Raw genomic sequence first — 14,480 nt, forward strand, 5'->3', positions numbered from 1 at the left:
AACGTGCCGGCCTTCCGTGCGGGCACGACGTTCAAGGACGTCATCTCCGGCACGAAGAAGCTGCCGAAGGCCACCGCCGTCAAGCGCACCACCACGGCGACCGCGTCGCGCGCCACCACGACGACGCGTGCGACCGCCTCGCGCTCCACGGCCACCCGCCCCGCAGCGACGCGCTCCACCACCACCCGCACCCGCGCGACGGCCGCGAAGCCCGCCGCCGCCACGAAGACCGCCGCCGCCAAGCCGGCCGCCACGCGCGCGAAGGCCACGACCACCAAGGCCGCCGCCGCGAAGCCCGCCGCCAAGGCCACGGCGACCAAGGCCGCCGCGACGAAGACCGCCGCCAAGCCTGCCGCGAAGAAGGCCGCTGCCAAGCCGGCCGCCAAGCGCACCAGCGCTGCGAAGAAGAAGTAACACCACCCGGCGTTTACGTCAGGACGTGCACTTCACGGCAGGGCCCCTCCCACTCCCGGGACGGGGCCCTGCCGCATGTCCGGGGTCTTTGCCCGCCGGTGGCTTCGGCCGGAACCGTCTGTCCGGCAACGGACCCAGTCACCGAACTGACCTGAAGTCACTCCAGTTCACGACAACGCGGTCCTGGATGGAACTCCCCTCTCGCCGGCGTCGGCCCCGCTATGGCTGACTTCGGCCTGCCGCGCACCATCGCGACACCGGGCGAGACTCCCTCGCGCCACTGGCGTCGATCCCACGCTGCCCGACATCGGCCTGCCGCGCACCATCGCAGCCCGGGCAAGACTCCCTCGCTCCACTGACGTCGGCCCCGCCTTGCCTGACAGTGGCCTGCCGCACAGCAACGCAGCCCCGGACCGGGCTCCCTCTCACCACTGACATCGGTCCCGCCTTGACCGACGACGGCCTACCGCGCACCATCGCGACCCCGGACGGGATCGATCCGCCTTGCCGCCAGCATCGGCCCGACCATGGGTGACTTCGGCCTGCCGCACGGCATCACGGCCACGAACTGCCCGCGCCTCACCGCCGGCGTCGGCCCCGCCCAGCCTCACATCGGCCTGCACAGCACGGCGTTACGGGCCCAACCCAGTGCCCCGCCGGTGAAGCCCCAGACCTCACCAACCTCGACTTCCCTACCTCCGCGACGAATCCTCGCCCACCGCAAGCCCTATCCATCCGGTCCCCCGCACATTCCTTAAACGCGTCTCTCAGGCCCGCAACAGTGATCCGACTCGGGCTCCCCCGTCACCACGATCACCCCGCACTCAGAGCGTGTCTCGTTTGGATCTTCTTGCGAGTCTGCGATGATCTTGTGCTGTGATCGACTCGCTGTCGCAACGGTTGGTGCCCGATGAGTTGTGGGCGCTGGTGGAACCGCTGATTCCGCCGGCGAAGGAGCGTCCGCAGGGTGGTGGGCGTGCGCGGACGGATCCGCGGGCGGTGTTCACGGCGGTCGTGTTCGTGTTGACCAGCGGTTGTGCGTGGCGGCATCTGCCGCCGTCGTTCGGAGTGTCGGTGCCCACGGCGCACCGGACGTTCACCGAGTGGACCGAGGCCGGGCTGTGGCGGCAGTTGCACCGAGCGGTGCTGGACGAATTGGGCGGCCGGGGATTGATCGACTGGTCACGCGCGGTCCTGGACGGGGCATCCGTCAGGGCCAAAAAGGGGGCGGTCTGACCGGGCCGAGCCCGGTTGATCGGGGCAAACCCGGCTCGAAGATCCACGTGCTGTCCGACCGGGTTGGCATGCCCCTGACCGTCGGAATCTCCGCGGCCAACACCCACGACAGTCACGCACTCAGACCCCTGATCAACGCGCTGCCGGCCATCCGCTCCCGCCGGGGACCCCGGCGCCGGAAACCGGCCAAGCTCCACGCCGACAAGGCCTACGACATCCCCGCCCTGCGCGACTGGCTGCGCCAGCGCGGGATCCTCCCGCGCATCGCCCGCAAAGGCATCGAATCCCGGGACAAACTCGGCAAACACCGGTGGGTGATCGAACGGGCCATCGCCTGGCTGTTCGGCTACCGCCGACTCACCATCCGCTACGAACGCAAAGCCGGCCACTACCTCGCCTTCCTCACCCTCGCCGCCGCCATCACCTGCTACAAGAAACTCGCCAAGTGAGACATGCTCTCAATACCCCGCCCCGATCCAGTTCTCTCTCGGGCCGTCATATCAGCCGATCCAAATCGGCTTCCCTCGCAATGGTTCGATACGCCAATCAGTTCCACTGAGCGAGGCATCGCCATTACCCGAAGGTTCGTCCAACGCCATCCGCCAACCACCAGCGAAGCGATCTCCACAGCCCCTCACGCCCATCACCATTCACCGGCAGGACCGCTTCCTCAAAGCTCTTTCCCAGCAGCCGCGCAGCGTCCGCCGTTCTCTCCCCGCCGGCTTCGCACCCAGACACCCGACCGGCCACCATCACCGACGCCGGCAGCACCGCCCCTCCCCCTGCCGTCGACAGCATCGACCGGCCCCGCCCAGCAGAGGTCGCGCGCAACAGCCCGGGCCACCTCATCGCCACTCACCGGCAACACCACCGCGCCGAAAACCGCCTCGCCCACCGCACATCACCGACCTGCTCCTCGGCCCGCTTCGCGCACTAGACATCCCCAACGCCACCCTTACCGCTACCCGCGACACGCCTCCCCGAAGCCATCTCCCACGCCTCACCGCACAGCATCAGCCGTTCCCGCCCAGAGCACCCGAACCACCGGCACCCCGGCAGCGCTGCCTCCCCGGGCCCCTCTCGCACCCAGCTTCGACCGGCCCCACCGGCACACCTCGCGTGCAGGTCATCCACGCCAACCATCGGAAGCAACGCCCATCCCGGCTCGGCGCCCACACACCGACACACAGCATCAACCACCCCACCAACCGACTTCGCACCCAAGTCACCCACACCACTCACCAGCGACACCCACCCGCCCCGAGTCCCCGCCCCACCGGCCCGCATCGCGCCCAAGACACCCACGCCGCTCACCAGCGACACCGCGTGTCCCGAGTTCCCGCCCCACACGCCGTCCTCCGGCCCGCATCGCACGCAAGACACCCATGCCACTCACCGGCGACACCACCTATCCCGAGTCCTGCCCCCACACGCCGACACAGCATCAACCGACCCACTGGCCCGCATCGCGCCCAAGACACCCGCGCCGCTCACCGGCGACACCACCATCCCGAATCCCTGCCCGACGCCCTGACACTCAGCGTCGGCTGGCCCACCGGCAGGCTTCCGCCTGAAGGCTCCGGCAGCGCCCAACACCTCTCACTCGCAGCAGCACCCGACCCTCGCCGTCCCAAAGGCATTCATCGACTCCGCGGCCACGCTGCTCACAAGACAGGACAGCCGCAACGCCACTTTCGACGTTGGACAGGCAACACCGCCCCTTCGAGTCCGCACCCGCCCGCCCACGCACAACGTCCACCAGCCCCGCACCGCAAGAACCGGTCCGCCACCATCGCTGCCGTGAAGGTCGCGCACTCGCCCGAGATCGTCGCCGCGCCGGAGAAGGATCCCTCGCCACCCACCGCGCGCCACAGGCGCCAGATCGCCCCCCAACCCCAGCGACCGGACCCAACCAACCCCCGCGCTCCGCCTGCACTCGCGCCCCTCCGGTCGACCAGCGAAGGAAACCCACCCTCAGCCGGCCGGCTCTCCCCTCCAGCCGAACAGCCACAGCCACAGTTGCTGGCTCTGGCTGTGGCTGTGGCTGTGGCTCTGGCTCTGGCTCTGGCTCTGGCTCTGGCTCTGGCTCTGGCTCTGGCTCTGGCTCTGGCGAAAACCCACCAGTTCCCCTCACCAAACACAACGGCGGCCCAATACCCGCCACTCCCCCGCATCAAGAGCCTGGTGCTTCGGCCCCCGCTCCCCGAGCCGGCAGCCGCGTCCCTACCGAGAACAAGCTCCGGCGGTCCCCGCCCGGCATGCGTAACCCGACCCGCGGACGAACAACCGACACATGAGCAACACCCCCGCTGCCCCGCCCCCGCTGCCCCGGCCCCCGACAGCCCCTCCGGACCCAAAGACCCGAGCCGCCACCCCACCGCCACAAACTGTCCCGTGTAGACACGCACCAACACAGACCAGCGGCCCCCACTCAGCCCTGAAATCAACCAACCCCAGAAATGCCAAAAACCCAGGTCCGCAACTGCGGAACCTGGGTGGCGACTAACTGTACCCCCGATGGGATTCGAACCCACGCTACCGGCGTGAGAGGCCGGCGTCCTAGGCCGCTAGACGACGGGGGCTTAGGATCTCTCCTCGTTTCCGAGGAGCTATTCTATTTTTCTTGCTGGAGAGAACTTACCAGAGGCGATTTCTCGCTCCGCAGGGGGGTCACTCTCCGCAGCTGGGGTACCAGGACTCGAACCTAGACTAACTGGACCAGAACCAGTCGTGCTGCCAATTACACCATACCCCAGTGAGGCACTTTCCCGACTCAGCCGGTTCAGCACCGCACGGAGAGAAATACTAGAGCACGCTGCCGCGCAGCTGCGCAGCGGGGGTCCCCGCCGCGCGCTGGACGGGGACGCCGACGGTCGCGTACTCGGAAACCAGCAGCTCAGGCAGCTCGTCGAGGGTCGTGACCGTGTGTACACCGGCGGGTGCGCGTTCGCCGGTGCGACCGGTCCCATCGCGGTCGAGCCAGACGGCGCCGAGGCCGGCGTCGTGAGCGCCGATGGCGTCGGTGTCGAGTTTGTCGCCTACGTGCACGGTCTGCGCCGGATCACAGCCCAGGCCCAGGCACACCGAGTGGAACATCACAGGGTCGGGCTTGGCGACGCCGATCTCGCCGGCGATGGCCACGTGGTCGAAGAACGGCGCCAGCCCGAGGTCCGCGATCTTGCGGCGCTGGTGCGCACCCGAGGCGTTGGTCACGGCCGCGAGCAGCAGGCCTGCCGCGCGCAGCCACTCGAGGCAGGGCAGGACGTCGTCGAACAGTTGCCACGACGTGGCGAGGATGTCGCGCCGGCGCGCCTCGAACGCGGTCACCTGCGCCGAATCCGCGGAGATGCCGAGCTCAGCGAGGAAGCACTCGGTGCGTCGGTGGTGCATCACGTCGTACCCGAGTTTCCCGGCGACGACCAGCGCCACGTGCTCCTCGGTGATCAAGTCCCACAACGGCCAGAGATCACTGCGGCCGGTGAGCGCGTGGAGGCTGACGCGGATCGCGGCGGTGCAGTCGATCAACGTGTCATCGATGTCGAGGCAGACCAGACGCAGTTCCGGAGGCGCCCAAGGTTCGGATCCGACAGGTGCCGGAGGGGCGGTTCGCGAAGGGGTCGGGGGTGCCACGGCGAAATCCACCCAGTGAGGCTAGGGCACTCGCCGCGTTCGCAACGCGGCCAAAAAGGTGATTGCCGCTCCACTGATCCGGCGCACCACGTCTACTCCCAGTGCGTGGAAAGCGTTGATCCGGTTACGACACAGGAATCCGGCCAACCGGGTGAGTGAACCGATTCGTGCGATGCCAGTGAAACGGTTCAAGCGGCCACCTTGCCACGAACCGCCCGCGAAAGAACAACCTCCCCACACGCGTGTGTCCTCAGTGGACAGTCAGCATCGTGACACACCGACCACTTGACGTGAGACCCACCTCGGGTGCATCCTGAGGTTATTCAACGGGTGATGAAAAGAGGGAGATGAGTCAGATGACCGAGCACACGCGTTGCGTCGTCGTCGGCGGCGGACCTGCGGGCATGGTCGCCGGCCTGATCCTGGCGAGGGCGGGCGTCGAGGTGACCGTGCTGGAGAAGCACGCCGATTTCCTGCGCGACTTCCGCGGCGACACGGTCCACCCGTCCACCCTCACCCTGCTCGACGAGCTCGGCCTCGGCGAGAAGTTCCACGCGATCCCGCACAGCAAGTTAAAGGAAGCCGGCTTCCCCACTCAGGACGGCGGCCTCATGAAGCTCGCCGATCTCTCGCTGTTGAACGTTCCACACCCCTACATCGCGATGATCCCGCAGTGGGACCTGCTCAACCTGCTCGCCGAATCGGCTCAGAAGGAACCGACGTTCACCCTCCGACTCGAGACGGAGATGACCGGCCTGCTCCGCTCGCGCGGCCGCGTGACGGGCGTGCGCTACCGCACTGCCGACGGCACCGAAGGCGAACTCGAGTCCGACCTCGTCATCGCCGCTGACGGGCGCTGGTCGCTCGCGCGCCGCTCGGCCGGCCTGGAGCCGCGGGAGTTCGACTGCCCCTTCGACGTCTGGTGGTTCCGCCTTTCCCGCCACGACGACGAAGTCGGCTCAATGCTCATGCCGCGCATGAACCACCGGCGGTTCGCGGTGCCGCTGCCCCGCAACGGCTACTACCAAATCGCCTACCTCGCACCGAAGGGCGAAGACCTGCGCGCGGCCGGCATCGAGGCCTTCCGCCGCAACGTCGTCGAGGTCTGCCCCGAGTTCGCCGACCGCGTCGACGAACTGGAGACGATGGACGACATCAAGTTCCTCGACGTCCGCCTCAACCGCCTGCACCGCTGGCACGCCGACGGCCTCCTCTGCATCGGCGACGCGGCCCACGCGATGTCGCCCGTCGGCGGCGTCGGCATCAACCTCGCCGTCCAGGACGCAGTCGCCGCCGCGACCCTCCTGGCCGACCCCCTCCTCCGCGGCCCCGCCTCGGGGGACGACCTCGCGAAGGTCCGCACCCGCCGCCTACTCCCGACGATCGCCGTCCAAACCCTGCAACGGCTCCTCCACCGCGCCGTGATGCGCCCCGTCATGTCCGGTCGCCGCGACGGCCCGCCTCCCCAGCTCATCGCCCTCTTCGCGCGCTTCCCCAAACTCGCTTACATCCCCGCGCGCCTACTGGGCCTGGGTTTCCGCCCCGAGCACGCCCCGGCCTTCGCCCGCCGCGCGATGGAACCCGCCGGGAAGAAATAGCCCGTCGGGTTCGAAGGTCACCCCCACCTCGCGGCGTCCACCAAGCCACGCAACAAGTCCGCGCCCAACCGGCTGGTGCGAGCGACGCAACGCCTGACCCCTGACAGCCCACAACCGCAACCCCGAGTGCCGCCGCGCATCACGAGCGCGGCGGCACTCCAGTCCATACCCCCGCTGGCCCCGCGACACCCCACTGCAGATCGCTGCGCCATCACACAACGGCTAAACCGATCCACTCCGCACGACATCGCCACGCAACGCCGAGGTGTACCCCCGCCGATGCCAACTTCCGTGTCGCCACCGAACGGCGACACCAATCCAGCCCCCTTGCTTGCCTTCGCCAGCAGAGCCCTCTCCACTGCGCGGCAACCGCTGGCCCGACAGTGCCGCAGGGCTCAATCGCGAAGCCGACAACAAACTCGGCGACGCTTCCCATCGCCAACCACGGAGTCGCCACCAAGCGGCAACGCCCAACCACACCGCGCATCGCGACGCGAACGCCGATCAACTCCGAGCGAACAGCCCGCTCGTCGCCGACCAAATGCCGCCACGGAACTGTAACGCCCACCCGACGGCGCCGCGAACCTCGGACACCGGCCGATTCCCAGCTCAGCGACGAGTTCCCATCGCCGGGCCCAGGGTGTCGCCGCTGAGCGGCAACGCCCAACCCCGACCCCACCGCAAAGCTCTGCCACCCAGCGACTCCCAGTTCCAACCACCGCGGTCCTGCCAGCCAAGCCGTCGCCGCTGAAACGCAACCCCAACCCCGACCGCGCCGCGAGGCTTGGTCAGCAGACAACTCCCATCTCGGCAGCCAGCTGATCAGGGTGTCGCCACCGAGCGGCAACACCCATCCGGCCGCGGCGCGAGGCTAAATCACCGGGCGACTCCGAGCTCAGCGACCGCCTTTTCCACTGGGCAAGCTGTCGCCGCTGAGCGGCAACACCCACCCGACCTCACCGCGACCCTTCGCGGCCCGGCGACTTCCAGCTGGGCGACCAGTTCCCCCGTCGGGCAAGACGTCGCCGTTCAGTGGCAACACCACGCCAGACCGGGCCGCAGGGCTCGATTGCCGAGCGTCGCCGCTGAGTGGCGACACCCGCCGTTGCCGTGGCCAGCAGCAGGAAAACCCGCAGCCAACCTGCCGATCCAGCCGTTCGCCACTCAGCGGCAACCGTCCCAGCCTCACGGCGACGGCCAAGGCAACATCGCCACCAAACGGCGAAAATCGAACCGAACACGAGCCGGTGACCTCAGTCACCACCCGGGAAATACGGAGGCCCACCGGCCGTCGCCATTCTGAGGCGAACGGCCGGTGGGCCTCGGGTGGAACCGAAGTCAGATGTCCTGGACCGGGTTGGTCAGGGTGCCGATGCCTTCGATGGTGATCGAGACCGACTCGCCGTCGACGATCGGGCCGACGCCCTCGGGGGTGCCGGTCAGGATGATGTCGCCGGGCAGCAACGTCATGACGCCCGAGATGAACTCGACCAGCTCCGGCACCTTGTGCACGAGGTCGGACGTGCGGCCGTCCTGCTTGACGTCGCCGTTGACTTCGCTGCGCAGGGCCAGGTCCGCCGGATCGATCGACGTCTCGATCCACGGGCCGAGCGGGCAGAACGTGTCGAAGCCCTTCGCGCGGCCCCACTGGCCGTCGGACTTCTGGAGTTCGCGGGCGCTCACGTCGTTGGCCACCGTGTAGCCGAGGATCGCGCTCGCCGCTCGGTCGGCCGACACGTTCTTCACCGGCTGGCCGATGACGATCGCCAGCTCGCCCTCGAAGTCGATGCGACCGACGTCACGCGGGCGGCGGATCGGCACGTTCGGGCCGATGACCGTGGTCGACGGCTTGATGAACAGCATCGGCGCCGCCGGCACCTCGTTGCCGAACTCGGCCGCGTGTTTCGCGTAGTTCCGGCCGACGGCGATGACCTTCGACGGCAGGATCGGCGCGAGCAGGCGGACGTCGGCGAGCGGCCACCGCTTGCCGGTGAAGTTCGGCTGGCCGAACGGGTGCTCGGCGATCTCCAAGACTTGGGCGTCGTCGCCCTCGCCCTCGATCGAAGCGAACGCGACACCACCACTGGGATGAGCAATACGGGCTAGACGCACTCGGCCAGTCTACGTACGCCGCCGCCGAGACGCTCGCCCCCGGCGGCGCGAACGGTCCCCTCGCGCCGTCTCCGAGCGAATGGACCCCTCGCGTCGCCCACGACCTGCGGATCGATCGCCGCGAGGTGCACGAGAGGTCCGTTCGCCCGCTTTCTGACCGGAAACCCTCGACGACCACGCCGGCCATGGGTCAACCTGACCGAACAGCCATCGACGCAGCCCACCGACGAACCCCGCAGAAAGGAGCCGCCGATCCTCAGACGCGAGCCGTGAGGCTCTTGTGGACGAGCGCGTCGCACATCGCCATCCAGCTCGCCTCAACGATGTTCCCGTGCACACCGACAGTGGTCCATTCCCGCTCACCGTCGCTGGATTCGAGCAGGACACGGGTCACCGCGTGGGTGCCCGGGTTGGACGACAGGATGCGCACCTTGTAGTCGGACAGCTCCACGGCGTCCAACCAGGACAGGTGGGGGCTGAGCGCTTCCCGCAGGGCGGCGTCCATCGCGTGCACGGGCCCGTTGCCCTCCGCCGTCGCGATGACGCGTTGCCCGTTCACATGGACCTTCACCGTCGCCTCCGAGACGACCTCGCCGTCGGACCGGTGGTCGAGGACGACGCGGTAGGACTCCAGGTGGAACGGCGGCGTCACCGGCTCCTCACCGGACACGTCCTCGACTTCGCGGCGCAGCAACAACTCCAGCGACGCGTCGGCGGCCTCGAACGACCAGCCCTCCGCTTCGAGGTCCTTCACCTTGCGCACCGCGTTCGTCAGCGCTTCGGGCCGGCCGGCAAGGTCCACCCCGAGTTCACGTCCCTTGAGCTCGAGGCTGGCCCTGCCGGCCATCTCCGTGACCAGTACCCGCATGCCGTTGCCGACTGAAGATGGATCGATGTGGTTGTACAGCAACGGATCCACCTTGATCGCGCTCGCGTGCAGCCCCGCCTTGTGGGCAAAGGCCGACGACCCGACATAAGCCTGGTGGGTGTCGGGTGCGAGGTTCGCGATTTCGGCAAGCGCATGGGAGACGCGGGTGAGCTCGGCGGCTCCTCCGATCGGGAGGACCTCCATTCCGAGCTTGGTCACGAGGTTTCCCGTCACGGCGAACAGGTCGGCGTTGCCGGCCCGCTCCCCGTAACCGTTCGCGGTGCACTGGACGTGCGTCGCGCCGGCCTGCACAGCGGCGACGGAGTTCGCCACGGCGCAGGAAGTGTCGTCCTGGCAATGGATTCCCAAGCGAAACCCGGTTTTGTCCTTGACCTCACGCACGGTCTCCGCGAGGCCGAGCGGCAGCTGGCCGCCGTTGGTGTCGCAGAGCACGAGGACGTCCGCGCCGGCATTGGCGCCGGCGTCGAGTACTCGCAGCGCGGTGTCGGGTGAGAAGGCGTACCCGTCGAAGAAGTGCTCGGCGTCGAGGAACACGCGACGGCCCTCGCCGGTCAGGAACGCGACGGTGTCGCGGACCATGGCGCACGCCTCGTCGACGTCGACACGCAGCGCGCGTTCGATGTGCCGGAGGTCGGATTTCGCCACCAAGGTGACCACGGGCGCTTCGGAGTCCAACAGCGCGCGGACCTGCGGATCCTCGGACGCGCGGGTGCCCGCCTTGCGCGTGGATCCGAAGGCGACGAGCGCGGCGTGCTTCAGCGCCAGCTCGCCCTTCGCCGCCCGCGCGAAGAACTCCGTGTCTTTCGGCAATGCGCCCGGCCAGCCACCCTCGATGAAGCCCACGCCGAGTTCGTCGAGCAGCCGGGCCACGGCGAGCTTGTCGGTGACGGAGTACGTGATGCCTTCGCGCTGGGCGCCGTCGCGCAAGGTGGTGTCGTAGAGGTGAAAGGCGTCACCGAGGGGCGTTTCGGCGGGCTCCGTGCGGGTCACGGTGTCTCCTTGTGGCGGGACAGAACCTGTTTCTGGCAACAAAAAACCTCCCGCATGGGTGCGAGAGGTTGCGCGCCGGAAGCTCTTGTGGAGCGTCTATCCGGCGCGCTCGGCGATAATGATCGAGATGGCGGTCATGGTTTGCATGATGCCACAGCTCCGCCCAGCGCCCAAGTCCCGGGCGGAGCTTCCCACTTCCTGGGAGCCGATCAACGGAGCAGACCAGCCAGGTACGCGCCGAACGCTTGCACGGCCGAAGCGTTGCGTGGGCCCTCCACGAGAGCTGCGTAGGGCAAGGCGAAGACGCGGCCCTGCTTGACGGCCGGGATGTCACGCAGGCCGGGCTGCGACCGGAGGAAGTTCTCCTTGTCGGCGACGGTGCCGACCTCGCCGCCGTAGTCGTTGATGAGGATGACGTCGGGCGCGCGCTGGACCACGGCCTCCCAGCTGACGGTGGTCCAGCTGTCGTCGACGTCGGAGAAGATGTTGGTGCCGCCCGCTTTGGTGATGATCTCGTCGGGGCCGGCGTTGCGGGCGGTCGTGAACGGCTGATCGCGGCCGTCGTCGTAGAGGAACACTTTGGGCCGTTGCCCCTGAGTGGCGACGGCCTTCGTGACGGCCGCGACCTGGTCGCTGTACTGCTTCACCAGCTTCTCCGCGCGATCGCTCACGCCGAAGATCTTGCCGAGATTGCGCAGGTCCGTGTACAGCGCGTCGAGCGGAGGCATGATGCCGCGCTGCTTGCCGACGCCGTTGCGGCAGGCTTCCGTCAGCTGGTAGCTCTGGATGCCGAGCTGCGTGAGCGTGTCGGGGGTGAAGCCGGTGCTCTCGGAGAAGCCGTAGTTCCAGCCCGCGAACACCAGGTCGGCGCCGGCGCCCTGCACGACTTCGCGGTTGATCTTCTCGGCGAGCTTGGGCACGTTCGTGAAATCGGCTTTCCACGGCGAAGACGCGACGCCACCCGACTGTCCTTTGTCGACGACGTAGCCGGCAATCCGGCCGTCGAGGCCGAGGGCGAACATCAGCTCGGTGATGCCGATGTCGTTGGTGACCACACGCGACGGTGACATTCTGGCGGTGAGCGACTGACCGCAGTTGGTCACCGTCACGGGATCGCCCGCCGGCGCGACACCACTGTCCCCTTCGGACACCTGGGCACCACAGCCCGTCACGGAGAGCGTGGCCACCAGGACCATCGCGACCGTCTTACGCATGACTGTCCTCCTCGGACTCGAGCCGTCGAACAACAGCTGGGGCCGGCCGGTCGCCGGGTGCGTCACCAGGTAGGCGCGCACGCCGAACACCTCGGCCAGCAGATCAGGGGTCAGCACCTGCGCGGGCGTTCCGCTCGCGACCAGGCGGCCGCCGTCGAGGACGTGCACGGTGTCGCACGTCGCAGCGGCGAGGTTGAAGTCGTGGAGGGCGGCCAGCACGGTCGGGCCGCTTCGCCGCACGAGGGCGAGGATCTCGAGCTGATGGCGGATGTCGAGGTGGTTGGTGGGCTCGTCCAGCACGAGAATCCGCGGCTCCTGCGCGAGGGCGCGCGCGATGAGCACGCGTTGCCGTTCGCCGTCCGAAAGCGTCAGGACGCCGCGGTCGGCGAACTCCGCGAGGCCGACCTGCTCGAGCGCGGCCGCGCACACTTGCCGGTCCGTGGCGGTCATGCGGTCCAGCAGGCCGTGGTGCGGCAGGCGGCCCATGGCGACGACCTCGGCGACGGTGAAGTCGAACTCCGTGTGCGACTCCTGCGCGACAGCCGTGATCGCCCGCGCCCGGTCACGCGGCCGAAGGTCCTCGAGGGGCGGTTGTCGAGCAGAACGGCGCCTTTTGAAGGCTCGAGCACGTGATAGACCGCGCGCAGAGTGGTCGATTTCCCGCTGCCGTTGGGACCGAGCAGCCCGACGAATCGTCCTTGCGCGGTTTCGAGGGTGACGTCTTCGACGATCGTGCGACCGGCCACGTCGATGCTGACGTCGTGGAGCGAGAGGTCCATTCACGCACCTCCGAACACGTAGGCGCGCCGCCGCATCAGCAGCAGGAACGCGGGGACGCCGACGGCCGCCGTCAGCACGCCGATCGGCAGTTCCTCGGGCGCCGCGAGCACCCGTGCGGCAACGTCCACCCACACGAGGAAAACCGCGCCGGCGAGCGGCGCGACGGCGAGCACTCGCCGGTGATCTGCGCCGACCACGAGCCGGACGAGGTGCGGCAGGATCAGGCCGACGAAGCCGATCGCCCCGCTGACGGCCACGAGCACACCCGTCATCGCCGCGCAGACGACGAAATGGACGGCCCGCAGCTTGGCGACGTCGACACCGAGTGTCGTTGCCGCTTCGTCGCCCATGACCAACCCGTTGAGCCGGCCTGCCAGTGCCAGAAGGAGAACGGTGCCGGCGACCACGACGGCCGCCGCGACGGGCAGCGAGCCCCAATTGGCGCCGGCGAGGCTGCCCAGTAGCCAGAACAGGGCGGAACGCGCGGCTTCGCCGTTGGGCGCCTGGAAGACGAGCACCGTGGTGACGGCGAAGAACCCGTAGGACAACGCCGTGCCGGTGAGCACGAGTCGCAGCGGCGTGAGGCCTTGCCACGTGCGGGCGACGAGGTAGACGATCACCGTCGCGCCGGGCGCGGCCAGAAACGCGCCCGCCGACAACGCGTAGCTCCCGAGCGACGCGAACACCCCGAACAACGTCACCGCGGCCGCGCCCACGCACGCCCCGGACGAGATGCCGAGCACGAACGGTTCCGCGAGCGCGTTCCGCACCATCGCCTGGATCGCGACGCCCACCGTCGCCAACCCCGCGCCCACCACGACCGCGAGCACCACGCGCGGCGGCCGGATGTCCCAGATGATCCGGTACTGGCCGACGTCGGCCACGGGGATCGTGCCGCCGAAGAGGCCGGCGCCCAGAAAATCCCACGTGTGGGTGATCGGCACGGCTGCCGTCGCGGTGCCGACTGCCAGGACAGTGGAGAGCAGCAAAACCACGATCGGACCGACCACGATCGGTCCGACGCGTCTGCGCCTCGGTGACTCGGGTGCGGCTCGCTGGGTCTCTCCGTCCCATGAGGGGTCGCTTCCACCAGCGGATTTGTGCTTTGGACGCGATTTGCCGTTTATCGGCAACGCGTTGGACGGCACGGCCGGAGCTCCGGTCAGCGGACCGGACTCGGCGGTGTCGAGCCCGGCTGGCGGCGAAGTAGTTGCGGCTTCGTCGCCACGCTCGGACTCGCCACTGAACGGCAAAACCAGGGACGACCCCATCGGAGGCGAGCCGACCGGGACAGCGTCACCGCGCGAGGATTCGCCACCTGCCGGCAACGGCCGGAGCCGGCGGACCGGAACGTCGGATGGCCGGGGCGAACCGCCGATGTCGGATCCGGCTGACGGCGAATCGTCGGTGGCTCGTTCGGCATGCTCAGGTTCGCCGCTGACCGACGAGAGCAGTGGCGGTTCCGTCAGACGCGGGTTGGCACGGGCGAGGTCGCCGCGGGAGGGTTCGCCGCTTTTCGACAACGGCGCGAGCGACGAGTCCGGCCTCCGGTCAGGGGATCAGACCCGCGCGAATCGGATCCGGCCGGCGCGGAGGCGTCAGCGGATGTGTCGCCAC

7 protein-coding genes, 2 tRNA genes and 2 pseudogenes are annotated in these 14,480 nt (G+C 68.7%); 3 read left to right on the forward strand and 8 right to left on the reverse strand.

Going from position 1 to position 14,480, the window contains the following annotated elements; all coding sequences use genetic code 11:
* Both AB0M56_RS37205 and AB0M56_RS37210 read left to right on the forward strand, forming a co-directional pair.
* Nucleotides 1–414: pseudogene (locus AB0M56_RS37205) on the forward strand (HU family DNA-binding protein); the annotation flags it as partial.
* A gap of 888 nt (nt 415–1,302) precedes the next feature.
* A protein-coding gene (locus AB0M56_RS37210) for an IS5 family transposase (protein WP_364185325.1) occupies nt 1,303–2,099 on the forward strand; the annotation gives its coding sequence in 2 pieces (ribosomal slippage) (nt 1,303–1,633 and nt 1,633–2,099; 798 coding nt in all).
* Nucleotides 2,100–4,159: 2,060 nt separating this feature from the next.
* On the opposite strand, the gene AB0M56_RS37215 is transcribed toward AB0M56_RS37210, so the two are convergent.
* From AB0M56_RS37215 to AB0M56_RS37225, 3 genes are all read right to left on the reverse strand, one after another.
* Nucleotides 4,160–4,232, reverse strand: a tRNA-Glu gene (locus tag AB0M56_RS37215).
* Between the two features lie 101 nt (nt 4,233–4,333).
* A tRNA-Gln gene (locus tag AB0M56_RS37220) sits at nt 4,334–4,405 on the reverse strand.
* A gap of 50 nt (nt 4,406–4,455) precedes the next feature.
* Nucleotides 4,456–5,292, reverse strand: coding sequence for an HAD family hydrolase (locus AB0M56_RS37225; protein ID WP_364185121.1), 837 nt, complete (start codon nt 5,290–5,292; stop codon nt 4,456–4,458).
* A 344-nt stretch (nt 5,293–5,636) separates the two neighbouring features.
* On the opposite strand from AB0M56_RS37225, the gene AB0M56_RS37230 reads away from it, so the two are divergent.
* Entirely contained in the window at nt 5,637–6,878 is a 1,242-nt protein-coding gene (locus AB0M56_RS37230; RefSeq protein WP_364185123.1) for an FAD-dependent oxidoreductase, read from the forward strand.
* Between the two features lie 1,338 nt (nt 6,879–8,216).
* On the opposite strand, the gene AB0M56_RS37235 is transcribed toward AB0M56_RS37230, so the two are convergent.
* From AB0M56_RS37235 to AB0M56_RS37255, 5 genes and pseudogenes are all read right to left on the reverse strand, one after another.
* Nucleotides 8,217–8,990, reverse strand: a complete 774-nt coding sequence (locus AB0M56_RS37235; protein WP_364185125.1) for a fumarylacetoacetate hydrolase family protein — start codon at nt 8,988–8,990, stop codon at nt 8,217–8,219.
* 256 nt (nt 8,991–9,246) lie between these two features.
* Nucleotides 9,247–10,869, reverse strand: coding sequence for a citramalate synthase (gene cimA, locus AB0M56_RS37240; protein WP_364185127.1), 1,623 nt, complete (start codon nt 10,867–10,869; stop codon nt 9,247–9,249).
* A gap of 209 nt (nt 10,870–11,078) precedes the next feature.
* On the reverse strand, nt 11,079–12,083 hold the full coding sequence (locus AB0M56_RS37245) for an ABC transporter substrate-binding protein (RefSeq protein ID WP_364185129.1): 1,005 nt from the start codon (nt 12,081–12,083) through the stop codon (nt 11,079–11,081).
* A pseudogene (locus tag AB0M56_RS37250) lies at nt 12,076–12,862 on the reverse strand (ABC transporter ATP-binding protein). The gene AB0M56_RS37245 and the pseudogene AB0M56_RS37250 overlap by 8 nt, the downstream one beginning before the upstream one ends.
* Nucleotides 12,863–13,873 carry an iron ABC transporter permease gene (locus tag AB0M56_RS37255; RefSeq protein ID WP_364185131.1) on the reverse strand — a complete coding sequence of 337 codons (1,011 nt, stop codon included), beginning with the start codon at nt 13,871–13,873 and terminating at the stop codon, nt 12,863–12,865.
* Between the last annotated feature and the right edge of the window lie 607 nt (nt 13,874–14,480).

It is taken from the genome of Amycolatopsis sp. NPDC051372, assembly GCF_040682095.1.
Classification (GTDB): domain Bacteria; phylum Actinomycetota; class Actinomycetes; order Mycobacteriales; family Pseudonocardiaceae; genus Amycolatopsis.